The 25,041-nt window shown below is 67.6% G+C and carries 19 protein-coding genes; 12 read left to right on the top strand and 7 right to left on the bottom strand.

The features are described 5' to 3' along the window. Nucleotides 1–108: 108 nt before the first annotated feature. On the top strand, nucleotides 109–1,692 hold the full coding sequence (locus QW845_RS25060; protein WP_315804198.1) for an MDR family MFS transporter: 1,584 nt from the start codon (nucleotides 109–111) through the stop codon (nucleotides 1,690–1,692). 181 nt (nucleotides 1,693–1,873) lie between these two features. On the opposite strand, the gene QW845_RS25055 is transcribed toward QW845_RS25060, so the two are convergent. From QW845_RS25055 to QW845_RS25040, 4 genes are all read right to left on the bottom strand, one after another. Beyond that, complete coding sequence (locus QW845_RS25055; RefSeq protein WP_315804197.1) at nucleotides 1,874–3,589, bottom strand: cell envelope biogenesis protein TolA; 1,716 nt, start codon at nucleotides 3,587–3,589, stop codon at nucleotides 1,874–1,876. Nucleotides 3,590–3,601: 12 nt separating this feature from the next. Next, nucleotides 3,602–5,719 carry an OmpA family protein gene (locus QW845_RS25050; protein WP_315804196.1) on the bottom strand — a complete coding sequence of 706 codons (2,118 nt, stop codon included), beginning with the start codon at nucleotides 5,717–5,719 and terminating at the stop codon, nucleotides 3,602–3,604. Nucleotides 5,720–5,977: 258 nt separating this feature from the next. Next, entirely contained in the window at nucleotides 5,978–7,570 is a 1,593-nt protein-coding gene (locus QW845_RS25045) for an MBL fold metallo-hydrolase (RefSeq protein ID WP_315804195.1), read from the bottom strand. Between the two features lie 43 nt (nucleotides 7,571–7,613). After that, nucleotides 7,614–9,149 carry a thymidine phosphorylase family protein gene (locus tag QW845_RS25040; RefSeq protein ID WP_315804194.1) on the bottom strand — a complete coding sequence of 512 codons (1,536 nt, stop codon included), beginning with the start codon at nucleotides 9,147–9,149 and terminating at the stop codon, nucleotides 7,614–7,616. 390 nt (nucleotides 9,150–9,539) lie between these two features. Here QW845_RS25040 and QW845_RS25035 point away from each other — a divergent pair, with 390 nt between their 5' ends. Further along, the gene (locus QW845_RS25035) at nucleotides 9,540–9,704 is read left to right on the top strand and encodes a Flp family type IVb pilin (RefSeq protein WP_315716136.1); all 165 of its coding nucleotides are present in this window, start codon (nucleotides 9,540–9,542) and stop codon (nucleotides 9,702–9,704) included. A gap of 192 nt (nucleotides 9,705–9,896) precedes the next feature. On the opposite strand, the gene QW845_RS25030 is transcribed toward QW845_RS25035, so the two are convergent. The 3 genes from QW845_RS25030 to QW845_RS25020 form a co-directional block, all read right to left on the bottom strand. Next, a complete protein-coding gene (locus QW845_RS25030) occupies nucleotides 9,897–11,393 on the bottom strand; it encodes a porin (RefSeq protein ID WP_315804193.1) in 1,497 nt (498 codons plus the stop codon). A 404-nt stretch (nucleotides 11,394–11,797) separates the two neighbouring features. Next, nucleotides 11,798–12,799: a LysR family transcriptional regulator gene (locus tag QW845_RS25025; protein WP_315804192.1), complete on the bottom strand. Its 1,002-nt coding sequence runs from the start codon at nucleotides 12,797–12,799 to the stop codon at nucleotides 11,798–11,800. Between the two features lie 414 nt (nucleotides 12,800–13,213). Beyond that, nucleotides 13,214–14,188 carry a Ku protein gene (locus QW845_RS25020; RefSeq protein ID WP_315804191.1) on the bottom strand — a complete coding sequence of 325 codons (975 nt, stop codon included), beginning with the start codon at nucleotides 14,186–14,188 and terminating at the stop codon, nucleotides 13,214–13,216. Between the two features lie 209 nt (nucleotides 14,189–14,397). Here QW845_RS25020 and QW845_RS25015 point away from each other — a divergent pair, with 209 nt between their 5' ends. The 10 genes from QW845_RS25015 (at nucleotide 14,398) to QW845_RS24970 (ending at nucleotide 24,871) form a co-directional block, all read left to right on the top strand. Further along, nucleotides 14,398–14,604, top strand: coding sequence for a hypothetical protein (locus QW845_RS25015; protein ID WP_315804355.1), 207 nt, complete (start codon nucleotides 14,398–14,400; stop codon nucleotides 14,602–14,604). 271 nt (nucleotides 14,605–14,875) lie between these two features. Further along, nucleotides 14,876–15,550, top strand: coding sequence for a response regulator transcription factor (locus QW845_RS25010; RefSeq protein ID WP_006614547.1), 675 nt, complete (start codon nucleotides 14,876–14,878; stop codon nucleotides 15,548–15,550). Nucleotides 15,551–15,612: 62 nt separating this feature from the next. After that, nucleotides 15,613–16,989, top strand: a complete 1,377-nt coding sequence (locus QW845_RS25005; RefSeq protein ID WP_315804190.1) for a sensor histidine kinase — start codon at nucleotides 15,613–15,615, stop codon at nucleotides 16,987–16,989. Nucleotides 16,990–17,099: 110 nt separating this feature from the next. Continuing rightward, a complete protein-coding gene (locus tag QW845_RS25000) occupies nucleotides 17,100–18,566 on the top strand; it encodes a hypothetical protein (protein WP_315804189.1) in 1,467 nt (488 codons plus the stop codon). A gap of 107 nt (nucleotides 18,567–18,673) precedes the next feature. Continuing rightward, nucleotides 18,674–18,943 (top strand): hypothetical protein, encoded by a 270-nt coding sequence (locus QW845_RS24995; protein WP_315804188.1) that lies wholly within the window; start codon nucleotides 18,674–18,676, stop codon nucleotides 18,941–18,943. Between the two features lie 138 nt (nucleotides 18,944–19,081). Beyond that, nucleotides 19,082–20,182: a c-type cytochrome biogenesis protein CcmI gene (gene ccmI, locus QW845_RS24990; protein WP_315804187.1), complete on the top strand. Its 1,101-nt coding sequence runs from the start codon at nucleotides 19,082–19,084 to the stop codon at nucleotides 20,180–20,182. Between the two features lie 31 nt (nucleotides 20,183–20,213). Then, nucleotides 20,214–20,768, top strand: a complete 555-nt coding sequence (ccmE, locus tag QW845_RS24985) for a cytochrome c maturation protein CcmE (protein WP_315804186.1) — start codon at nucleotides 20,214–20,216, stop codon at nucleotides 20,766–20,768. Then, the gene (locus QW845_RS24980; protein WP_315804185.1) at nucleotides 20,765–22,744 is read left to right on the top strand and encodes a heme lyase CcmF/NrfE family subunit; all 1,980 of its coding nucleotides are present in this window, start codon (nucleotides 20,765–20,767) and stop codon (nucleotides 22,742–22,744) included. The genes ccmE and QW845_RS24980 overlap by 4 nt, the downstream gene beginning before the upstream one ends. Before the next feature lie 5 nt (nucleotides 22,745–22,749). Further along, the gene (locus QW845_RS24975) at nucleotides 22,750–23,238 is read left to right on the top strand and encodes a cytochrome c-type biogenesis protein (protein ID WP_315804184.1); all 489 of its coding nucleotides are present in this window, start codon (nucleotides 22,750–22,752) and stop codon (nucleotides 23,236–23,238) included. 289 nt (nucleotides 23,239–23,527) lie between these two features. Continuing rightward, on the top strand, nucleotides 23,528–24,871 hold the full coding sequence (locus QW845_RS24970; protein ID WP_315804183.1) for a HAMP domain-containing methyl-accepting chemotaxis protein: 1,344 nt from the start codon (nucleotides 23,528–23,530) through the stop codon (nucleotides 24,869–24,871). Nucleotides 24,872–25,041 lie beyond the last annotated feature (170 nt).

Below are 25,041 nucleotides of genomic sequence, written 5' to 3'. Positions count from 1 at the left end.
TGCACCCATGCACCCGACCCGCTGCCGCACGGGAAAATTATGCCTTAAGTAGTTCGCCAGTCGGCGAATCCGCGCGGCGATGTCGCGCCCGGGCACAGCATTCATCCCATGAACAAGTTTGATCGGCAGACGCATTACCCTGCCGCGTCCCAGTCCTTGCCTGAAGAGATTGCCGCCGAGCTGCCGGCCATTCCGCCGCAGGTGCAGGCGATCGAGGATGCGCCGTCGCTTGCGCCGCCGGTGCCGCTGACCCAGGCCGAGGTGCGCACCATCCTGATGAGCCTGCTGCTGACGATGTTCCTGGCCGCGCTCGACCAGACCATCGTGGCGACGGCGCTGCCGACCATCGGCCGCGAGTTCCAGGACGTGACCAACCTGTCCTGGGTGATCACGGCCTACCTGCTGGCGTCGACCGCGGTGGCGCCGGTGTTCGGCACGCTGTGCGATATCTATGGCCGCCGCTCCATGATCATCACCGCGCTCAGCCTGTTCGTGGTCGGCTCGGTGGTCTGCGCGCTGGCACCGAACATGCCGGTGCTGATCCTTGCCCGCGGCCTGCAGGGGCTCGGCGGCGGCGGCATTATGCCGGTGGTCCAGACCGTGATCTCCGACGTCGTCAGCCCGCGCGAGCGCGGCCAGTATCAGGCCTATTTCAGCGGCGTCTGGCTGCTGGCCGGCCTGCTCGGGCCGGTGATCGGCGGCTTCTTCGCCGACCATCTGCACTGGTCGATGATCTTCTGGATCAACGTGCCGCTGGCGGTCGCGGCCTTGGCGCTGCTGCTGCCCAAGATGGGCCGGCTGCCGGTCTATCACCGCTTGCGCAAGGTCGACTGGGCCGGCGGCCTGCTGCTGATGGCCTCGGCCGTCGTGTTCATGCTGGTGCTGACCTGGGGCGGGCACAAGCTGGCTTGGCTGTCGCCCACGCTGCTCGCGATGATCGGCAGCGCGGTGGCGCTGGGCTTAGCCTTCGTCTGGCACGCCAAGCGGGCCGATGAGCCATTCCTGCCGCTGTCGCTGATGGGCGGCACGGTCGTGCCCTACGGCATGCTGGCCAGCGGCTGCGCCCTCGGCGCGCTGATCGGGCTCACGGTCCATCTGCCGCTGTACTACGAGCTGGTCTATCATTTGACCCCGAGCCAGGCCGGCCTCGGCCTGATTCCGATCGCGGCGATCTCGACCTTCGGTGCCGCGATTGCCGGTCGTACCATGGCCCGGGTCAAGCACTACAAGCGCGTCGCCATCGTGGGCACGATCATCGGCACCATCGCCGCCGCGGTCATGACGGTGACGACGCCGTCGCTATGGGTGCTGATGGTGCTGCTGTCGATCTACGGCATCGGGCTTGGCACTGCGTTCCCGATTTCGGTGGTGTCGCTGCAGAACGCGGTGGACCGCTCCCAGATCGGCACCATCACCGGCGCGATGAACTTCTTCCGCTCGATGATGTCCTCGTTCACGGTCGCGGCCTTCAGCGCCATCCTGCTGATGGCGCTGGGCGCCGACATTTCGCTGGCAGAGGGCGCTCATGGCGCCGTCAGCGGCATTGCGGAAGCCGACATGATCCATGCCTTCCGCTTCGTCTATGCCGCGGCCACCGCGATGCTCGCCTGCGCCTCCGTCTGCATGATGCTGATGGAGGAGCGGCCGCTGGCCGGCCCGTCGCGGAATGAGGCCGTGGAGCTGGCGGAATAGGGCCGTAGGGTGGGCAAAGGCGCCCGGCAGGACAGCCCTGCGAAGCACGCTGTCGCGCGCCGTGCCCACCATCGTCCAGCACGGCCGCGGCGAGACGGTGAGCACGGCGCCACCACGAGCGCGCGTGAGGCGAGGGCGCGACAGCGCCTTTGCCTACCCTACGGTTCGCCCGTCGGCGCAGCTACTCGCGCGGCTGAACGATTTCGATGTTGTCCTGCCCGCGCGAGCCATCGTCGAGCGATGACTTCACCAGACCGGCCTCGACGCGTTTCGCGAATTCCGTCGTGCCGCCGCTCGCCAGCTCCCTGGCCTGGCTGATCCATTGCTCGCGCTCGATCCGTCCTGCGAACGCCAGATATGAGCCGACCCATTTGGCGTGCTCGGCGGTCCAGGCCGCGATCTGCGCGAAATGCCAGATGCCGAGGCCGTGCAGCCGCGCCTCGTTCTGCTTGCCGATGCCCTTGATCAGCTTGAGATCGTCGGCCTGGCCGCCGCGCGGCGCGACGAGCCCGAGCGGGCGGGCGCCGCCATGGGCGTCTTCGTTCTCGACGGGCGGCATCAGCGCCGGCAGGTGGGCCAGGAGGTAGCTCGCCTCGTCCTCGCTCAGCGGCGCGTCGGCGTGTTCGTCGATGGTAATCGCGCCGGACTTCACCGCGCTGGAATGCGCGGTGTCGAGGCCGGCCGCGAGCAGCTTGGCCTGCGCGATCCAATGCTCGCGCTCGATGCGGCCGGGGAAGGCCATATGGTGGCCGACCCAGTCGGCATGCGCTGGCGACCACGCCGCGATCTGGCTGAAATGATGCACGCCGATGTCGTTCAGGATGCGCTCGTTCTTGGGTCCGATGCCCTTGATGAGCTTGAGATCGTCGGCGGCGCCCTCGGGCGCGGGCAGGGCCGGCGGTCTGTCGTCGGCCGCGGCCGGGCTGTCCGGGGCCGCTGATGCGGCAACCTCGGCTGCGAGCCGTTCCGCCTCGGCGTCGGCGGCGAGGCGATCGGCTTCCGCCCGTGCGGCCGCTTCGGCGGCCAGGCGATCGGCCTCGGCCTTGGCGGTCGCTTCGGCCGCGAGACGCTGGGCTTCCGCCGCGGCCTTCGCAACGGCCTCCGCCGCAAGACGGTCCGCTTCGGCGGCCAAGCGTTCAGCTTCGGCCTTTGCAGCCGCTTCTGCCGCAACACGATCGGCCTCTGCTTTCGCGGCGGCTTCCGCAGCGAGGCGGTCGGATTCGGCTTTCGCGGCGGCCTCCGCAGCAAGGCGATCGGACTCGGCCTTCGCCACCGCCTCGGCAGCGAGACGTTCGGCTTCGGCCTTCGCTGCGGCTTCAGCCGCCAGACGATCAGCCTCGGCCCTTGCCGCGGCTTCCGCGGCGAGCCGCTCAGCCTCGGCCTTTGCGGCCGTTTCGGCGGCCAGCCGCTCGGCCTCCGCCCTTGCAGCGGCTTCGGCCGCAACACGTTCGGCTTCAGCCTTTGCGGCAGCTTCAGTGGCGAGGCGGTCGGCCTCGACGCTGGCTGCAGCTTGCGAAGCCGGGGAAGGGCTGTCCGCCCAAGGACGAGCCGCCGCGGTTGCGCCGGCGAACGCGACGCTGTTTCCAGGACCGCCCGGCGACATCGCACTGGTGTCACCCAGCCCGACATATTCCTTGAGCTGTCCGCCGATCAGGCAGCCGAGCACATAGGCGCCGACCATCAGCAGGCCGACCTCGAGCCACAGGCCGGCACGTCCGGGCAGCACGCCCAGCAGCGCCATCAGGATCCCGATGACAAGGGCGAGCGTCGCCGGCAGCAGCCAGCTTCTCAGCCAGTCCGGCCGCGGCTCGTCCGACCAGGTGCGCCAGCCGACGAAGCCGCCGATGCCGGCGGCGAGGATGATCCAGAACGGAAATGTCGCAAGGTCGTACATCATGATGTCAGCGCCTCACTTGACGACGAATTCGATGCGGCGGTTCTGCGCGCGGCCTTCGGCCGTGTCGTTGGAGGCGACCGGCTTGTTCTGGCCGTAGCCCTCCGAGGTCATGCGCGAGGTGTCGATGCCGGCGTCGCCGATATAGCCGACCACCGCCGCCGCCCGGCGCTTGGAGAGGTCCATGTTGTCAGCTTCGTCCCCGACATTGTCGGTGTGGCCCTCGATCGCGATCTCGGCGTCCTTGCAGCGCTGCGCAACCTCGATCAGGTGGTCGAGCAGCGCCAGCGAGGCGCGGCTCAGCTCGGCGCTGCCGGTGCTGAAGCGGATGCGGCCCTTGGCGAGCAGCCCGTTGAACGCCGGCTGGCACTCAGCGACCGCCAATGGTGGGCCTTCCGGCTTGAGGCCGATCTTGACGTCGTCGAGCTTGAAGCCGCTGCCGACCGCGTCGGCGAGCTCCTTGCGGACCTGCTCGGCCGACTTGTCGTAGATGGCGAGCCCGTCGACCGTGATCGCGGCGTCCTTCGCCGTCAGCGCGCCGGACCACAGCCGCGCCAGCGCCGGGAACGTCGCCTTCAGCGACTGCACGTAATCCTTTGGCGCACCGTCGCCGATCTTCAGGCCGTCCTCGACCGTCTCGGTGATGAAGGTCGTCGTGGCGGCGTCGACGAGATCGCGGCGGGCGGCGTCATCAGGCACATAGCCGCTCAGTAGGACACGGCCGTCCTGCTTCTGCAGTCCGAACGCGTAGGGCGAGACCGGGCCGTCGCGGACGTCGATGGATGCGAGCGCGAACGGCGCGGGCAGGGCGCCGGCCAGTTGCTCGCGCACGGTCGCGCCGGTGACATTGGCGAGTCCCACGCCCCTGAGCGAGACCTGAGTGTCGTTGATCTCGGCGCGCCCCTGCGCAAGCCTGGCGAGCTGCTGCAGCAGGCTCGCGCTCGCTTTGGCAACGTCGCCATCGGGGGCGCCGCGGGCGATGCCGATCTGGCTCTTGATCGGCTTGCCGTCGAACTGTCCGCTGGCAGAGGCCAGCATCGCCTCGCGGGCGGTCGCGCTCGGCGCGAGACCTGTGAGGCTCAGGCCGGTGCCGTCGAACTCCGCCGACCAGCGATAGGGCTTGATCTCCGGCGGCAGAATGTCGGCCTTCGCCAAGGTCAGCCCGGCCGGCAGCTTGCCGACGCCGGCCATCGTTTCGTCGTAGGCGGCGGTCGAGGGTGCTTCGCCCGAGATCGCGTAGGTGGCGTCGGAGATGACGACCCGGCCCGTGCTCAGCCTGGCGAGCTCCGCCAGCGCATAGGAGGCGTAGGCACCGAAATCGCCGTCAGGCGCGCCGCGCGCGATCTGCATCTGATGCATCACCGACGTGCCGGGCCAGGCCTTGGTCGCGGCGGCCTCGAGCGCGCGCCTGATGTCGTCGTTCGGGACGACGCCGGACATCACCAGCGTGTTGCCCTCGCGGACCGCGCTCCAGATGAAGGGCTTTGCCTCCGGCGGCAGGATCGCCATTTTGTCGAGCACGGCGCCGCCGGGCAGCTGCCGCGTCGCGGCGACGGCGGCCTCGTAGACGTCCGATGAGGCGGCGGCGCCTGCGATCGAATAGGCCTTGTCCGCGAGCGCGAACGTGCCGCCATTGAGCTTGGCGGCCTGGACCGCTCCGTGGCTTGCGATGGCCGCGAAGTCGGCCGGAGCTCCCAGTGCATAGGAGAGGCGATCGACCACCTCACCGCCGGACGAACGGACGGCATTGAGCACGGCATTGCGAACGGCGGGCGTCGGCACCGCGCCTTCGAGCACGAGCTGGCCGCCGTTTCGCGTGGCGCGGAAAGCATAGGGCTTCGGTGTCGGCAGCTTGTCGTAGGTGCCGTCGACGAGCCGGACGCCATTGACCGTGGCGGCGTCTGCCAGTTTCGTCGACTGGTCGGGACTGAACTCCGGCCCTGCGATGCGAACGTCGCGGCCCGCGACCGAGACCTTGAGCGCCGCGGCCGTATCGGGGGCGGCGGCGGCAATGGCGGCGCGGGCCCGCGGCGCAATGTCGTCCTCGACATCAGCCGTCTTGAAGCTCATGGCGGCGAGCCACAGCACGGCAACAGCAATCAGTCCCGCCCACCATTTCGATGGTTGATGCATGTGAGAGCCCCTCGTTTCCCCACCTGCGCCCGGTTCACCCGGATCGTTCCGTTGTTATGAACCACGTGCCGAGCCTATCAGAACAGCTCCCGGAGACCAGCCGTCGGCACGTTGTGTGTTTCAATATGCACAAGCTGCAGGAGCGTCGCCGTCTGCGAGCTTCGCACCGCACCTGATCGTCCTCAGGGTGCGATCAAAGTGTGACCGTTCGACGACGAACATCGCAGGCGCGCAGCCTTCGCGGCGGCGCCGCTCGCATCACTCTTCCAGCGCCCGGCGCAGGCGGCGGATGATGACGCCGCGGGCGCGGTCGTCAGCGGCCTGCTCGATCCGCTCGTGGATGTCGAGCAGCAGGCCCGACATGTCGTTGTGCCAGTCCAGCCGGGTGACCGCCTCCGGCGCCAGCCGTCGCCGGCGTGCGACGTCGAGCGGCGTCGGCACCGCGGTCGTCAGCTCGTAGACGTCGTCGAGCAGGGGGGAGAACACTTTCGCGGTCGGCACGATGCGCTCGGCGACGCGTGCTGCCAGCGCCGTGATCGCGGCCTCCTCGCCATGGGACAGGAACAGGCCGCGCGCGATCGGACGGCGGGCCGCGATCCAGCGGGCGATCTCGGTGCCGTCGGCGTGGCCGGAATAGTCGTCCATCATGCGGATGCGCGCCGCGACCTTGATCTCCTCGCCCTGGATGCGCACCGCCTTGACGCCGTCCTGCAGGAAGCGCCCCAGCGTGCCGTTGGCCTGGTAGCCGACCAGCAGCACGGTGGCGCGGTTGTTCCACAGCCAGCGCTTGAGATGGTGGCGAATGCGACCGGCATCGCACATGCCGCTGGCGGCGATGATGATGTGGAAGCCGGTCAGCTTGGCGATCGCCTTGCTTTCATCGACGGTCTCGGTGAAGCGCAGATGCGACGACGACAGCAGACGGCCGACATCGCTGCCGCCGTCGAGGCTCTCGGTATGCGCGCGGAACACCTCGGTGGCGTGGATCGCAAGCGGCGAATCCAGGAACACCGGTGCGGCCGGAATCTCGCCGCGCTCCATCAGGCCGACCAGATCGACGATCAGCTCCTGCGTCCGTTCGACCGCGAAGGCCGGGATCAATAGCGCGCCCTTGGCTGCTGCCGCGTCGCGCACCTCGCCGGCCAGACGGCCGCGGCGCAGCTCCGGCGTGGTCGGCTCGCGAATGCGGTCGCCATAGGTGGCCTCCGAGATCACGTAGTCGAAACCTTCGGGCGCTTTCGGGTCCGGCTGCAGCAGCTTGGCGTCGGGCCCGACGTCGCCGGAGGCGAGCAGCCGCAGCGGCCCGCCGTCGGCGCCTTGTCCTGCGAATTCGATCTCGATCGAGGCCGAGCCCAGCAGATGCCCGGCATTCCAGTAGCGGGCGCGAACGCCCGGCACGATGTCGGTCCAGGTCTCATAGGCGACCGGCTGAAAGTATTGCATCGCCGCGATGGCGTCGGCCTGGGTATAGATCGGGCTGACCTCGCCGCGGCCGCGCGCGATGTTGCGGCGGTTCAGCGCCAGCACCTCCTGCTCCTGGATGTTGCCGGCATCGGGCAGCATCCATGAGCATAGATCGATGGTGCCGCGGGTGGCGAAGATCTTGCCGTCGAAGCCCAGGCGCACGAGCTTCGGCAGCAGGCCGCTATGGTCGATATGCGCATGCGTCAGCAGCACGGCGTCGATGTCGGACGGACGGAACGGGAAGTCGCCGTAGTTGAGCTCCTTCAGCGTCTTCTGGCCCTGGAACAGGCCGCAATCGATCAGGAACTGGCTTTTGCCGCTCCGCACCAGACAGCAGGACCCGGTCACGGTATGCGCGGCCCCGCAGAAGCGAACGGTCACACTCATGCGGCGGTCTCCCGAGAACTCTGGATCGACGATTGCTGACAGTTCATTGCGAACGACCATTCGCGCCGTCGGCGAAGCCATAGCCGTGGTTGACGGTGGCTGCGGCTGCGGCCAGATCATGCTCCGACGGATCGCAGGTGAACACGCGATAAAGTGGCTCACCCTGGTCGACGCGATCGCCGATCTTCTTGAACAGCATGATCCCGGAGCCCTTGTTCACCGGCGCGCCGGCGGTACGCGCCAGGCGATTGAGCCGCAGGCAGTCGATCGCGGAGACGATGCCGTCGTGCTCGGCCTTGACGTCGAAGGCGAGATCGCCGAGCTCGCTGCGGCATTCCGGTGGCCCCTGGGCATCGATGATCTTCAGCATCTGCCTGAGCGCCGCGCCGCTGTCGAGCAGCTCGCGCGCCCTGTTGTAGCCGGCGCCGCCGCGCAGCTTCGGATCATATTCGAGCAGATGCGCGGCGAGCCGCAGCGACTTCTCGCGCAGGTCCGCAGGCGCCGACGGCTCGTTGCCCAGCACCGCCATCACGTCACGCGCCTCCAGCACGGGGCCGATGCCGTTGCCGATCGGCTGGCGGCCGTCGGTCGTGATCACCTCGACCCTGAGGCCGAAACGGTCGCCGACGAATTCGAACAGCTTGCGCAGCCGCATCGCCTCAGCGCCGCTGGTGAGCTTGGCGGTCGGCCCGACCGGCAGGTCGAGCAGCAGATGCGTCGAGCCGGCGGCCAGCTTCTTCGACAGGATCGAGGCGACCATCTGCTCACGGGTGTCGAGGCTGAGCGGGCGCTCCACCGAGATCAGGACGTCGTCGGCCGGCGACAGATTGACGTGGCCGCCCCAGATCATGCAGCCATTGCAGGCCGCAACGATCGACTTCATCTCGTCGGCGCCCACATTCACCCGCGCCAGCACCTCCATCGTATCGGCGGTGCCGGCCGGCGAGGTGATCGCGCGCGACGAGGTTTTTGGAATGGTCAGGCCGTGGGCGGCGACGATCGGCACCACCACCATCGAGGTGCGGTTGCCGGGGATGCCGCCGATGCAGTGCTTGTCGACCACGACCGGCTCGGGCCATTTCAACTGCGTGCCGGCATTGGCCATCGCGCGGGTCAGCGCCAGCAGCTCGCCGGAGCTCATGAAGCTGGCTGAGCCGATCAGGAAGGCGGCGATCTCCATGTCCGAGTAGCGGTAGTGGGCGAGGTCGTCGATCACGGCCGCGATCGCCTGGTCGCTCAGGGTCTCGCCGCGGATCTTGGCACGCACCGCTTCCAGGCTCTCGGGCGGGGTCGCCGGCGACACCGTCGCCAGCGTGCCGGCGGCTTCCGCGAAGCGCCGCATCGCCGGCTCCGACAGGCCGATCTCGTCGGGGCCGACCAGCGCATCGTCGTCGGTGATCAGGAGGGTCGCCAGCAGCGTCCGCGAGTTGCAGCGCAGCTCGACGCGGCTGAAGCCGCGGAAGACCTCGGGCCGCAACGCCTTCGAGCGTCGGGAGATCACGACCACGTTCTCGCGGCCGGTGTCGAGCGCGACGCTGCGGATCTTGAGCTGGGGACGGGCGGAATCTGTTGTGCTCATGGCGGCCAGGATACCCCTTAAGCCCGTCCGCGCCATGGCCGTTGACGCAGATCATGCGGCCGGCGTCTCCCCGGGCCGACCGAATTTTTTCTCAATATGTCCGGGCAAGGGCCGAGCTCGGCGATGGCCGGGCCGGCCTGCCGAAGGCGTGGCAAGCAGAAAATAAAGCTCAATCAATCCAGATGTTTGCGGATCAGTCGGCGGCGCGGCTGCGTGCCGGATCAGAGAGCAAGGGCGGGGCCGGGGGCCGGCGCGGCGGGCCCGCCAGGTACCTGATCGGGTTAACTGATTGTTCAAGCGGATGACCGAGGGTTTTCGCTGGGGCGTCCGTCCCGGCCTGCGCGCGCCGTTCCGGCGCGATCCCATGATCGAGCCCGACCGGAGAGGTAGATGCGGCAGTTGATTGCGAGCTTCCTGAAGAATCAGGCTGGCGCGACCTCGATCGAATACGCCATCATTGCCGGTGGATTGAGCATCGTGATCCTGGCGGCCGTGAATGGCCTGGGCTCGGGGCTGAGCAGCAAGTTCACCGCGATCAACACCTCGATCAAGTAGCCGGCCGGTCACGCCGCCGGCGCGATCAGGTCAGCGCGCACCGTCCGACAAATCACAGGCGTCGTGACCCGCACGACGCCTGCCGCATTTCGCCCCATCCCTCGCGACGCGCCGCTCGTCTCCACGAACGAAGCTTCCGGCGGGGGCATCGCCGGAAGCTCGTCGAGCGGTCAGAGGTTCAACGGCCCAGCTTCAAAAGTTGCGCTGGGCGCGCAGCAGCATGCTCACCGTGTCCTGGTCCTTGAGCTGGTAGGTCGCGGCCGGCTTGGCCGTGCTCGTGACGGCCGGAGCAATGGCCGTGCCCGAGAATTTCTGGTCGAGGTGGCTGTAGGTCACGTCGGCCGAGAAGGTCAGGCCCTTGACCGGCGTCCATCGGGTGATGAGGCCGATCTGACCGAGATTGAAGTCGGGATTGCAGGTCGAGCCCGCCGTGAGCATGCCAGTGGCGGCAATGCCGGCGCAGACGAGGGCCGAGCCCGTCTGACCATACTTCACCTGGGCATAGGCGCCATACAGCGCCGTATTCCAGCGCGGATCCCAATTGTGGGTGAAGGCGCCGCGCATGCCCCAGGTCTGCACGGTCGACAGGCCCGTGCCGGTGCCGAACACCGCGTCGCCGACGCCGGCGAAGCCGATGCTCTGATAGGCGCCGGCCACGCCCGTGCTGCCGTACATCGAATAGGTCGTGTTGGCGAGGCTCTGGAAGTTGTAGCGGCTCGCGCCGTCGGTGTAGACCGCCTGCAGGTTGACGACGTCGCCCGGACCGGTGGGGATGTTCTTGATGGACAGCGCCAGTTGCGCGGCCCAGCCCCATTTGTCGGAGGGGTGACCCGAGGTCTCGGCCGCACCGTAATAGGCGGCATGATTGTCATGCGCGGCGAACGATGCCTGGAAGAGGCCCCAGGCCTGGTCGACGCGAACCATGCCGATGATGTCGGGCGCGACAGTGCCGCCGAAGGCGCTCGAGCCGTAATTGCCACCGAGCACGCCAGCCGCGGTGATGCCGGAGGTGTTCCAGATGTTGGTGGTGAAGAACTGCGTCTGGTCTTCCAGCGAGATCGCGGCGGTGATGCCCTGGCCGAAATCGGCGGTGTAGGTGAACTGGTTGACGCCGTTGTTGGAGCCGCTGCCGCCGACCAGGCCGTCGAAATTGTTGCCGGGATAATTGGTCCAGGGCGCGTCGAAGGTCGACACCGCCTTGCCCATCGTGAAGCCGGCGAACTGGATGAAGGCGTAGTAGACGCCGACGATGCCGCCCGAGATGGCGTCGCCGGTGTAGGACGTCGCGCCGGCGCCGGTGCCGCCGTAGGAGCCCGAGGTCCAGTTCAGCACGGTTTCGAAGTAGGTGCGCACCACGCCATATTCGGTCGCGGTGCGTGTATCGATGTTCAGATCCTGGCGCGAACGGGTCTGATAGCGGTTGCTCAGGCGGTTGTCGGCGCCGGCCTGCCCCGAATAGGCGCCACCATAGTTGCTGTTGGTCCACAGCGCGGTCTCGGCACGCAGATAGCCGCCGAGCTTGATGCAGGTGTCGGTGCCGGGAATGTAGTAGAAGCCCGTGCCGTAGAGCGAGCACACCTTCACATATTCGACGGCCTTGGCCTTCAGCGGAAGATCCGCGGCCTGAGCCGCAGCGGCGGACAGTATCACTGCTCCCGTTCCGAGAAGCAGGCCCCTCAACGTCTTCATTTCCGTTTCTCCGGTTGACGGCGATGCACACGGCCCCCCGCGTGTCGCCTCTGGCTTCGCCAGATTGCCGCTCTCACACCTCTGATTCCGACGACGGCTCGATCGGCGCGACCGGCGGAATGGTTGAATGAAGTGTGCATGAGCCAATTTCGATTTGATGAATGTGCTCTGCCTTGTTCGAAGCCCACTCGATCGTCGTTAACACGCTGCTCGCACGCACCAGCATCGACGCAGTGACGCCGCGGTTTTGGCCTCGCGGTGTCGATTTGTTAATGGTGATAATCGTGAATAGGCTAGATGGGAATCCCGAACAATCCCGGGCGCTCAGCGCAAACTGCGCACGTCATTGTGCTTCCGCGGCGCCGTCGGTGACGCGCGAAGATTCTCAGGCCACACGTGAGATATCAACGGCGGTTCGGCTCGACGTGCATCGACGCTCGGTGTGACGTCGCTGCTACCAACCCGCGTGCATCGTAATCCGCCGCGCGCGACATTGCGTCCAGCGTGACGCCGCTGCGCCAGCGCTTGACGAAGTCGAGAAAGACCTGCAGCGGCATCGGCGGTTGCCGGCGGCTCGGATGGTACAGGAACAGTCCGGGCGTCGCGTAGCGCCAGCCGGGCAGCAGCCGCATCAGCCGTCCTTCGGCCAGATGCGACTCGATCATCGGCTCGACCAGATAAGCAACGCCGATGCCGTCGAGCGCGGCATTCAGCGCGAGATCGAAGTCGTTGACGATAAGAGAGCCGTCCACGGCAATCTCGGTGCGCTCGCCGCCCTTTTCGAAGATCCAGGGCTGCAGCGTATCGTCGGCAGGGACCCGATGCCGGATGCAGTTATGGGCCTGGAGATCCTCGGGAACGGCCGGCGCGGGATGCGCCGCGAGATAGCCGGGGGCGGCAACCGCAACGAAGCTGCACTCGTCGAACACGCGGATGACCTTCATGTCGCGCTCCACCCGGTGTCCGGATCTGATGCCGGCATCAAAGCGATTGCGCACGATGTCACTGTTGGTGTCGTCGACAGCCAGTTCGATATGGATGTCCGGGTATTCGGCCAGGAACGACCTGATCAGGGGCCCGAGCCCTCTCACGGCGAACACACGCGATACGGTCAGGCGCAGGGTGCCCATCGGCTTGTCGCGGAACGCGTTGATGCTCTCGATGGCCTGGTCGACCCGTTCGAGAATCGGCTGGATCTCCGCCAGCAGGCGCTCGCCGGCCTCGGTGAGGGCCACGCTGCGCGTCGTCCGGTTGAACAGCCTGACGTCCAGCCGCTCCTCGAGGCTCTTGATGGTCTGGCTGATGGTCGGCAAGGAGCAGCCGAGATGAGCGGCCGCCTTGGTGAAGCTCAACGAATCCGCGACGGCTGCGAAAGCGGAGAGCTCGGACAGCTGAACCCGTGCCATCGCTAGGCGTACTGCGCCCGGCGTTGGTCCGCATCGTGCTGAAACATCCACATCCCCTTGATACGCCGCGTCGTGCGGCTGGGACGACTTCGCCAGCGTCGTCCCGACCGATCAGGCACATCGATCTTCCGTCAGGAAGCTGACGCCCGGATCACCATCCCGCGGGGCAGAGCTAGGCGCGACGTGATCATTCCGCAAGCATCCAAGTGATGTCGAAACGATCACGAATCCGCGCCTGATCGCCGGATCGCCATCGTCGGATCGACTTACCTGACCAACGCAGATATTTCCTGCGCCAATCGGAATGCGGTGGCGCCACACGCGGTGGCGAACCCGCGGCAACACTCGGAACTCGCTGCCGAGCGATCGTGATGCACAGGATCGGTACGCCGTGCGAAGGTTCGGAGGTCGCTCTCAACTGGCCTTGCGCGAGCGTGCGGTGGTCCGCGCGGTCTTGTCCGACTTCTTCGGCTCCTCGGCTTTCTTCGGCTCGTCCTTGGCCTTCTTGCCGCTGATCGGCAGCAGCATCTCGCGCTGGCCTTCGACGCGCTTCTTCGGCTTCTTGGCCTTGGCCTTCGGCGCGGGGGCGGCCGCGGCGGGCGCCTTGTCACCCTCGCCGGCAAGGCTGCGCTTCAGGGCGTCCATCAGGTTGATGACGTTGCCGCTCGACTTCGGCGCGGTCTTGGCGGCGATCGTCACGCCGCTGCGCTTCTTGTTGATGAGCTCGATCAGCGCGGCCTCGTAGTGATCCTCGAAGGTCTCCGGCTGGAAGTCGGCCGATTTCTTCTCGACGATGTGCTTGGCGAGATCCAGCATGTCGCCGGTGATCTTCACATCCTGGATGTCGTCGAAATACTCGTCCTCGCTGCGCACCTCGTAGGGGTAGCGCAGCAGCGTTCCCATCAGGCCCTTGCCGAGCGGCTCCAGCGCGATGATGTGCTCGCGGTTGGTCAGCACGACGCGGCCGATCGCGACCTTGTCCATGCTGCGGATGGTCTCGCGAATGACCGCGAAGGCATCATGGCCGACCTTGCCGTCGGGCACGAGGTAATAGGGGCGGATCAGATAGCGGCTGTCGATGTCGGTGCGCGGCACGAACTCGTCGATCTCGATCGTGTGCGTCGATTCCAGCGCGATGTCGTCGAGCTCGTCCTTGGTGACCTCGATGTAGGTGTCGGTGTCGACCTTGTAGCCCTTGACGATGTCGTCGCTGGCGACCTCCTCGCCGGTCTCGGCATCGACCCTGCTGTATTTGATGCGGTGGCCGGTCTTGCGGTTGATCTGGTTGAAGGAGACCTTCTCGGACTCGGACGTCGCCGGATAGAGCGCGACCGGACAGGTCACGAGCGACAGGCGCAGAAAACCCTTCCAATTGGCGCGCGGGGCCATTCCTCAACTCCACTCAACTGCAAACTGACGGGCGTGCTCCCCCGGGACCGGGCTGCTGCGGACATAGTTGTCGGTAGCTGCCTCGAGGATAACACCGCAGGCCCCGGATTCAACAAGCGTAGCTGCAGATTCTGAGAGCGGCGTTAACTGGTCGCAGCCGTGTCCGTCCCGGAACATCATCTGGCGGTCGACGTTGCCAACGGGAGCAAGTGAGGGAGCGCGATACCGCGCTCGATATCGAACAGCAGCGAGCTGAGGGCGCCATGGCAACAAGACGAGGGTCGCAGATCGTCGAAACTCCAACCGAAGCGCGGCAGGGCGAGCCCGGCCCGTCGGTCCTCGCGATGTTGGCCATCTCCACGGGGCTGGCACTGCTGGTCCTGGGCCTCGTGTGGTTCGTGTTCTTCCACACCTGAGAGGCACATCGCGAGGTCGGCCGGCTGCGTGACGCCGCGGCCGACGCCCTTCGCCTGGTCACGAAATCCAGCCCGGCCATTCCCATGGCCGGGCTTTTCATCGTGGTGTCCCGGAGCTTATATCCGCCCCAATTCTGTCGGCCCCTGCCGGCGGTCCCGATCGAGATGACCAAAAAGTAACCTGGTCGCTCGGGTTCCGTTCATGCACGGTTCACGGCCTTCCGGTTCATCTTGAGGGCGGAAATCGTGCAGTTCAGCTTTGGAGGCAAGCGTGCGTCTGCTCGTTGTCGAGGACGATCCGGATCTCAACCGTCAGCTCACCACGGCCCTGAGCGACGCCGGCTACGTCGTGGACCGTGCGTTCGATGGGGAGGAAGGGCACTATCTGGGCGACAGCGAGCCCTATGACGCTGTCGTGCTGGATATCGGCCTGCCCAAGATGGACGGCATCTCGGTGCTGGAGGCGTGGCGGCGCAATGGCCGGGCGATGCCGGTCCTGATTCTCACCGCGCGCGACCGCTGGAGCGACAAGGTCCAGGGCTTCGACGCCGGCGCCGACGACTACGTTGCCAAGCCCTTCCACCTCGAAGAGGTGCTGGCGCGCATCCGCGCGTTGCTGCGCCGCTCGGCCGGCCACGCCCAGAGCGAGCTGACCTGCGGGCCGGTCACCCTGGACACCCGCACCGGCAAGGTCAGCGTGTCGGGCAACCCTGTCAAGATGACCTCACACGAATACCGCCTGCTGTCCTATCTGATGCATCATTCCGGCCGCGTCGTCTCGCGCAGCGAGCTGGTCGAGCATCTCTACGACCAGGACTTCGACCGCGACTCGAACACCATCGAGGTGTTCGTCGGCCGCATCAGGAAGAAGCTCGACTGCGACGTCATCCAGACCGTGCGCGGCCTCGGCTATCTGCTGACCCCGCCGCCGGCCGCAGGCGCCTGATCCGTTTCCGGAGCCAGCCATTCGCGGTGGCCGGGCGCCGGCCGTTTCGCTAGTTTGCGGTCATGCGCCAGAGCTCACTTGCCACCCGGTTGTTCCTGTCCGCGACCGCGTGGCTCGTGGTCATTCTCGCCATCACCGGCATCGTGCTGTCCTCGGTGTATCGCAACGCGACCGAGCGCGCCTTCGATCGCCGGCTCAATCTCTATCTGCGCACCCTGATCGCCGAGGTCGCCACCCCCGACGATCCGCCGGACCGCCAATTCCAGTCATTGGGCGAGCCGTTGTTCGAGCTGCCGCTGTCCGGCTGGTACTGGCAGATCACCCGTACCGACGCCGAGAAGCCGGAGGTACGGGCGTCGCGCTCGCTGTGGGACAAGAAGCTGCCCAAGCTGGAGGAGCAGGGGATCGAGCTGACGGCGGCCGGGATCCGGATCGGCTATGTCGAGGGGCCGGAGAACCAGGACCTGCGCATGGTCGAGCGCCCGGTGGATCTCGGCTCCGACGGCAAGTTCCTGGTCAGCGTCGCAGGCGATGCCTCGGAGATCTTCGACGAGACCCGCAGCTTCGACTACTACCTCGGCGGCACCTTCACCGCGCTCGGGATCGTGCTGCTGCTCACGACCATCTTCCAGGTCCGCTATGGCCTCGCGCCGCTGAAACGCATCTCCGAATCGATCGCCGACATCCGGTCCGGGCGCGCCGAGCGGCTGGAAGGGGAGTTCCCGGTGGAGATCGCGCCGCTGGCCCGCGAGACCAATGCCCTGATCGATGCCAATCGCGAGATCGTCGAGCGGGCGCGCACGCATGTCGGCAATCTCGCCCATGCCATCAAGACGCCGCTCTCGGTCATCGTGAATGAAGCGGCGACCCATGCGGCGGACCCGTTCGCCGCCAAGGTGATGGAGCAGGCGGACGTCATGCGCGACCAGGTCGCCCACCACCTCGAGCGGGCGCGGATCGCTGCGCGCGTCACCATCGTGTCCACCGTGACGGAGGTGGCGCCGGCCATCGAGGCGCTGCGCCGCACCATGGAAAAGATCTACCGCGACCGCGGCATCGTGGTCGAGGCGACCGCCGATCCCGCCGCGAGGTTTCGCGGCGAGCGCCAGGATCTGGAGGAGATGGTCGGCAATCTGGTCGACAATGCCTGCAAATGGGCGACGTCGCGGGTCTCGGTCGAGCTCACCGTGGAGCGGCCGGCCCAGTCCGGGGCCTCGCCGATGCTGCGGATCGTGGTCGATGACGATGGCCGTGGCCTCTCGGCCGCCGAGCGTGCCCAGGTGCTGCGGCGCGGCCAGCGGCTGGACGAATCCAAGCCGGGGTCGGGGCTCGGGCTGTCGATCGTCACCGATCTGGCCGCGCTCTATGGCGGCCGATTGACCCTGGGCGATGCCCCGACCGGGGGCCTGCGGGCGGAGCTGAGATTGCCCGGCGTTTGACGGGGCGGCGAATTTCGCCATCCTAAAGGTGTTCTTAATACCGCGGACCGTATGGTCCGGGCAGGGGTGCGCGATGTGCGCTCTCGCCGTGGAAATTTGCACGCCGGCGCATGGGTCAGACAGCTCACGAGCGGTTAAGGGAATATCTCGGGCAGCTGCCGCCGAACGCGCAGTCGCTCCTGATGCGCGAATTCGAGCGCGCCATCGAGCGTGGCCAGGACGTCGCCGTGGCGACCCTGGTGCTCGAGCAGTTGCGCAAGGTGGTGCGGCCCGTCGCGCCGCCGGCTCCCGCTCCAACATTGGATCCCGTGCGTCCCCAACCCGCCATCGAGGTCGCTCGTCCGCCGGCCCGCGAGGAGCGCCGCCAGAGTGGCGATGGCCCGCGTCGGCTGTTCCGGCCGCTCGACCCGTTCCTCACCGATTCCACCGGTCCTCTCCGTCCCGGCCAGATCCGCCGTGCCTCGCTGTTGCCGGTCTGGCAGTGGCTCGGCCGCGAAGGCGCGCCGGAGCGCTACGCCGAATTCGAGGCCGCGATGTCGGTCGCCGGCGACAGTTCGCGCGAGGTCGAGATGGCCGCACGCAAGCTGCAGCGCGCCGCCGCCGAGGCGCTGATGAACCTCGTCGGCCCCAACGCGACCGGCGACCGCCAGCGCGCGCTCGCCCGCATCGGCGCACCCAGCGTGATCGAGGATCTGCTGCCGATCGGGCTGGTGCTGCAGAATCGCGAGGCGCTCGACGGCCTCAACGGCCGGCTGCCCGGCATCATCCGCGTGCTCGGCGATTCGCAGATTGCCTCCGTCACCGAAGCCATCAACGTGCCGTCACTGCAGACGCCCTCGATGCTGCCGTTCGCACTGTCGCTGGTGATGCAGCGGCTCGCCGCGCCCTGGCAGATCATCCGGCTCGCCACCAAGATCGCGGCATCGGACGATGAGATCCGCGTGGCGGCGACCCCGTTCGGCGTCGCCGTCACCATCGCGCTCAACGATCTCGCCGGCCTCGCCTCGGTGCTGCGCGCCGACATCCGGCGCGGTCATTTCTCCAATCTCGGCGATACGCTGAAGACGCTGCATGACGGCGTTCGCGGCCTGCGCACCGAGCTCGACCTGCGCTCGGAATCGAACTGGGGCAAGCAGCTCACGGCGATCCGCGCCGACATCTCCAATGCCCTGCAATCGGAGATCGACAGCGTGCCGGGCCGCGTCCGCCGCATCCTGCGCCAGCGCGCCGACAAGGACATTCCGGCCGGCGCCGGCGTCGACGGCGGCGAGGTCGAGGAGGTGGCGGCGCTGATCGAGTTCGTCGCGGTCTGCCGCAACTATGCCAGCGAGCTCGCGATCAACGAGGTGACGCTGCGGACCTATTCCGATCTGCAGCAATATGTCGAGAAGGCCACCGAAGCGCTGGTGCAGTCGCTGCGCTCGGGCGACGCGCGGGCGCGCGCCTATCGGCAGTCGCAGGTGTCGGCGGCGATCCGCTTCTGTCACGTCCTGTTCGGCAACGACTACGCCCAATTGATGAGCAGGGCGGCCGAGAACGCGATGAACGGCGAGCGAAAATCCTCGCGCGCCGGTTGAGATTTTCTGCTAGTCTGTCCACGTTTTGATTTTTGCAATTTCAGGTTGACCCCGCCCCGGGGCCACGCATAGGTTCCCGCCAGGTTCCATCCGTTTTCATCAAGACCATGATTTCCGTCATCAACTTCGTCGAGGTCGAGAACCGCGTCGTGCGCGCGACCTATCGCAACCTCATGATCAAGGCCAAGGTCGTGCTCGTCGACAAGACGAGCGGGGCGCCACTCCCCGATCCCGTCACCACCATCGCCTCTCCGGTCCCGGTCGGGTCGCTGCGGATCAGGCTCACCGACCATGTCCGGCCGGGGACCTATTTCCTGGTGGCCCTGAACGGGCACGGCAGCTATCTCGCCAAGAGCGCCGAGTTCGAGGTCCCCTAATTACGTAATTGTCCTGAGTTTTTCGGCTCGGACGGCTGGGCTACCACGGCGGCAAATGTGAATTGCCGCCGGGAACGGTGCTGGTTAAAAGCGGCGCGAGGCGCGCCTGCCGGTAGGCGCTGACTGGAACCCTGTCCGATGACTCTCTGGTTCGTGTTCGCCGTGATGACGGCCGCGGCGATCTTCGCCGTCCTGCTGCCGCTCGGGCTGGGCGCGCGGGCCGCGTCGGACGGGCGCGAGGTCGCCGTCTACAAGGACCAGCTGGCGGAGATCGAGCGCGACGTCGAAACCGGGCTGATCGGCAAGGTCGAGGCGGAAGCCGCGCGGGTCGAGATCAGCCGCCGCCTTCTGGCCGCGGCCGACCAGGAGGATGAGGCTGCGGTGAAGCCGAGCCTCGGTCTGCGCCGCGCGTCGGCGGTGCTGGCGCTGATCGGCGTGCCGATCGTGGCGCTCGCGGTCTACCTCCCGCTCGGCTCGCCGCAACTGCCGGATTTCCCGCTCACCGCCCGCGCGGCGCCCAACGGGACGCAGCCGCTGGAAACGCTGGTGGCGCAGGTCGAGCAGCACCTGCAGAAGAACCCGACCGACGGCCGCGGCTGGACCGTGCTCGCCCCGGTGCTGGCGCGGCTCGGCCGCACCGATGACGCGATTCGGGCCTATCGCAACATGATCACCTATGCCGGCGACGGTGCGGCCAAGCGCGCCGATCTCGGCGAGATGATCACCGCGGCCGCCGGCGGCGTCGTCACCGCCGAGGCCAAGGCGGAGTTCGAGCGCGCCCATGCGCTCGAGGCCGACGAGCCGAAGTCGAACTACTATCTCGGCCTCTCTGCCGAGCAGGACGGCCGCAAGGACGAGGCGAGCGCGATCTGGCGGGCGATGCTGGGCAAGGCGCCCGCGGATGCGCCATGGCGGCCGCTGGTGACGGCGGCGCTGGCCCGCGTCGGCGGCGGCGAGGTGCCGGCGCTGCCGAGCGAGACGATCGCCGCGGCCAAGGACATGAGCGCAGGCGATCGCGAGACGATGATCCGCGGCATGGTCGACCGGCTGGCGGCGCGGCTGAAGCAGAATGGCGACGACGTCGAGGGCTGGCTGCGCCTGGTGCGCGCCTATGTCGTGATGGGCGATCTCGACAAGGCCAAGGGGGCGCTGTCGGAGGCGCGGCAGGCGGTGTCCGGCGATGCCGAGCGGTTGCGGCAGCTCAACGAGGGTGTGAAGACTTTCGGCTTGGATGGATGAGCGGCGCTTCCGCCGCCAACGGGATCAAGGGATGACACGCAAGCAGAGGCGTTTGACGATCATCGGCGGGGCGCTGTTCGTGCTCGCGGTCGCGGCCGGGCTGGTGCTGAATGCGCTGCGCGACTCCATCGTGTTCTTCTCGACACCGACCATGGTGGCGGAAAAGCATATCGGCCCGGGCAAGCGCTTCCGGCTCGGCGGCCTGGTGCAGCCGGGCTCGCTGAAGCGCGGCGACGATCTCGCCGTCAGCTTCGAGGTCGCCGACGGCGGCGCCAAGCTGCCGGTCGCCTACAAGGGCATTCTGCCGGATCTGTTCCGCGAAGGGCAGGGCGTCGTCGCCGAGGGCGCGCTCGATGCCGCCGGCGTGTTCAAGGCCGACACCGTGCTCGCCAAGCATGACGAGACCTACATGCCGAAGGAAGTCGCCGATGCCCTGAAGAAGCAGGGCCATTGGAAGGACGATTACGGCAAGCCCGGCGCGGCGGCCAAGCCAGCCGGCGCAGCCACGCCAGCCGGCGTAGCCACGCCAAGCCCGGTGTCGATGCGCGAAGGCGCCGAGAAGACGGCGGCAGGAGCGACGCAGTGATTGCAGAGAGCGGACATTACGCCCTGGTGCTTGCGCTCGCGCTGGCGCTGATCCAGTCCACCGTGCCGATGCTCGGCGCGCATCAACGTGACATCGCCCTGATGAATGTCGGCCGCTCGGCCGCGCTGGCGCAATTGCTGTTCGCCGGTCTCTCCTTCATCGCGCTGGTCACCCTGCACGTGACCTCGGATTTCTCCGTCGCCAACGTGTTCGAGAACTCGCACTCGATGAAGCCGCTGCTCTACAAGATCACCGGCGTCTGGGGCAACCACGAAGGCTCGATGCTCTTGTGGGTGTCGATCCTGGCCCTGTTCGGCGCCATGGTCGCGATGTTCGGCAACAACCTGCCGCTGTCCTTGCGCGCCCGCGTGCTCGCGGTGCAGGCCTGGGTGGCGACCGCGTTCTATCTGTTCATCCTGACCACATCGAATCCGTTCGCCCGCCTCGCCAACCCGCCGATCGAGGGCCGCGACCTCAATCCCGTCTTGCAGGACATCGGCCTCGCGGTGCACCCGCCGATGCTCTATCTCGGCTATGTCGGCTTCTCGATCTCGTTCTCGTTCGCGATCGCGGCCCTGCTCGAAGGCCGCATCGATGCCGCCTGGGCGCGCTGGGTGCGGCCGTGGACCCTGATGGCCTGGATCTTCCTGACGCTCGGCATCGCCATGGGCTCGTACTGGGCCTATTACGAGCTCGGCTGGGGCGGCTGGTGGTTCTGGGACCCGGTCGAGAACGCCTCGCTGATGCCCTGGCTCGCCGGCACCGCGCTGCTGCACTCCGCCGTCGTCATGGAGAAGCGCAACGCGCTCAAGGTCTGGACCATCCTGCTGTCGATCCTGACCTTCTCGCTGTCGCTGCTCGGCACCTTCCTGGTGCGCTCCGGCGTCATCACCTCGGTCCATGCCTTCGCCAGCGATCCGACCCGCGGCGTGTTCATCCTCGGCATCCTCGTGCTGTTCATCGGCGGCAGCCTCACGCTGTTCGCCGGCCGCGCCACCGCGCTGAAGCAGGGCGGGCTGTTCGCGCCGATCTCGCGCGAGGGCGCGCTGGTCTTGAACAATCTGCTGCTCACCGTGTCCTGCGCCACCGTGCTGTTCGGCACGCTGTACCCGGTGATCATGGAGGCGCTCGACTTCAAGCTCTCGGTCGGTGCGCCGTTCTACAACATCACCTTCGGCCCCTTGTTCGCGCTGCTGCTGCTGATGGTGCCGTTCGGCCCGATGCTGGCGTGGAAGCGCGGCGACCTCGTCGCGGCGACGCAGCGGCTGCTCGCGGCCGGCGTCACGGCGCTGGTGGCGATCGCGATCGTCTGGGCCTGGGCGCGCGGGGGCAGCGCGCTGGCGCCTGTTGGCATCGGCCTCGGCGTGTTCGTCATCACCGGCTCGGTCGTCGATCTGGTCGAGCGCACCGGCGTGGCCCGCGTGCCGTTCAAGACCGCGCTGCACCGGACCCGCGGCCTGCCGCGCTCGGTGTGGGGCACCGCGTTCGCGCATGCCGGCCTCGGCGTGGCGCTGCTCGGCATCGTCTGCGAGACCACCTGGAACAGCGAGCTGATCTCGACCTTGCGTCCCGGCGACGTCCGCAATCTCGCCGGCTACCAGATCAAGTTCGACGGCATGAGCCAGCGCCAGGGCCCGAATTTCAGCGAGGTCGTCAGCACCTTCGTCATCAGCCAGGACGGCCGGCAGCTCAGCGTCCTGACGCCGAGCAAGCGCAGCTTCGCCACGCGCGGCATGTCGACGACCGAAGCCGCGCTGATGACCCGTGGCGTCAGCCAGCTCTACGTCTCGCTCGGCGATGCCACCGCCGACGGCGGGCTGGCCGTGCGCATCTATCACAAGCCGCTGGTGCTCTTGATCTGGTTCGGTCCGGTGCTGATGGCGTTCGGCGGCCTGCTGTCGCTGTCCGACCGGCGCCTGCGCGTCGGCGCGCCGCGGCCGGCGCGTGCGGCGCGCGCGCTGCAGCCGGCGGAGTAGGGCGGATGCGACGCAGTCTCAGCCTCCTCGCGCTCGCGCTGCTGCTGTTGAGCTCGCCGGTGGCGCATGCGGTGCAGCCCGACGAGGTCATGGCCGACACCGCCAAGGAGCAGCGCGCCCGCGCGCTGTCGCGCGAGCTGCGCTGCATGGTCTGCCAGAACCAGTCGATCGACGATTCCGACGCGCCGCTGGCGCGCGACCTGCGCCTCTTGGTGCGCGAGCGGCTCGCCGCCGGTGACAGTGACAATCAGGTGTTGGATTTCCTGGTCGCGCGCTACGGCCAGTTCGTGCTGCTGAAGCCGCGCTTCGAGCGCCAGACCCTGCTGCTGTGGCTGCTGCCGCCGGTGCTGCTGCTTGGCGGCGGCCTGGCGCTGTGGTGGCAGGTGCGCCGTCGCGGGCAGCGCGGCCCGGAGGCCACGCCGAAGCTGACCGCGGAGGAGGAGGCGCGCCTCGCCGCGCTGATGGCCGCCGAGCAGCCGCCGCCGGCGACATGATGATCCGCTAACGCCACGATCCCCTGCCAGTTAGTTACCCCGTCATGGCCGGGCTTGACCCGGGGCCGGGTCAAGCCCGGCCATGACGACGGAGAGAGGCGGGCTGAAAGCGCGTGGTGCGAAGGCCGGCTGTCGCGAGTAAGAAGCGAGCGCAGAAAATGGGAACGCGCCGTGGATCCGCAAAACCCCGTGCTTTCCCGTGCTCCGCGCCTACCCGCGCTTTCATCTTATTTTACCTTTGTCTGGAAGTGTGCGTTGACATTCCATGTGACGCGTCCGGGCAAGGCCAATGTTCTCCAGCAGCAATCTGACGATCCGCTTCCTCGTGGGAGGCGTCGTCGCCTCTCTCCTCATGCTCCTGGCGATCGGCGGCGGCACCGGCTTCATCGCGGTGCTCTATCTCAACAACCAGATCACCAGCCTGTCGTCGGACTTCGCCAATCTCAGCGGCCCCGCCCGTGATCATGCGATGCTGACCTATCAGCAGGCGCAGTCGGCGTTCTCCTATTTCCTGATGGCCTGCGTCGCGATCGCCGTGTTCGCCAGCGCCGTCTGCCTGATGACCTATGCCGCCGTGCAGAACGGCATCCTGCGGCCGCTCGCCGCGATGGTCTCGGCCATGCGCGACGTCGCCGGCCAGAAATACGACACGCCCATTCCCGGCCTCGGCCTCGGCAACGAGATCGGCCAGCTCGCCGGCGCGCTCGAGGTGTTCAAGACCAACGGCATCGAGCGCCAGCGCCTCACCGCGCGCGAGCTGCAGGAGGCGCAGCGCCAGGGCGAGCGCTCGCGCTTTCTCGACGGCCGCATCCATTCCTTCAACGACCTCGTCGCATCCGTCGTCGGCAGCGTGGCATCGTCGGCCATCCGGCTGAAGAGCAATGCCGAGACCCTGTCGCGCGCCGCCAACGACACCTCGGCCAAGGCCAATGCGGTCGAGGCCGCCGCCAACCACGCCAATCGCAGCGTCCAGACCGTGGCCGGCTCGACCGAGGAGATGACGAGCTCGATCGGCACCATCAGCCGCCGCGTCTCCGACGCCACCCAGCGCGCCGAGGGCGCGGCCTCGCAGGCCGAGAAGAGCAAGAACACCATCCATTCGCTGTCGGACGCCGCCGAGAAGATCGGCGCCGTGGTGCAGCTCGTGCAGGCGATCGCCTCGCAGACCAACCTGCTGGCGCTCAACGCCACCATCGAGGCCGCCCGCGCCGGCGAGGCCGGCCGGGGCTTCTCGGTCGTGGCGTCGGAGGTGAAGAACCTCGCCAACCAGACCAGCAAGGCGACCGACGAGATCTCCGCCCACGTCGCCAGCATCCAGGGCATCACCGCCGAGACCCGCGGCGCCATCGACGGCATCTCGACCACGCTGTCGGAGATCAGCGCCATCATGTCCGGCATCGAGGTCGACACCTCGCAGCAGCGCACCGCCACCCAGGACATCTCCAGGAGCGTCCAGGAAGCCGCCCGCGGCACCCTCGACGTCTCCAACCACATCGCCCAGATCAGTTCGACCTCGGCCGAAACCGGCCGCCTCGCCTCGGAGGCCCGCGACGCCGCCGGCGACCTCTCGCAGCAGGCCGAGACGCTGAAGCGCGAGGTCGATGCGTTCATCATCAGCGTGAAGGCGAGCTGAGGGCAGGCGCACCGCCGGGGGCGCCAGTTGTATTTCTCCGCTGTCATGGCGTGCGTTGTGAGCCCACCTCTCTCCTGTCATGGCCGGGCTTGACCCACGGCTGTCCGGTTCAGACAGACTGGACATGGTGCATGGCGTGGATTCTTCTGCGGTCTTGAGCATCGCCAAAT

The organism is Bradyrhizobium sp. SZCCHNS3002 (assembly GCF_032377435.1).
Taxonomy (GTDB): Bacteria; Pseudomonadota; Alphaproteobacteria; order Rhizobiales; family Xanthobacteraceae; genus Bradyrhizobium.
This window is presented reverse-complemented; position numbering and strand designations above follow the sequence as displayed.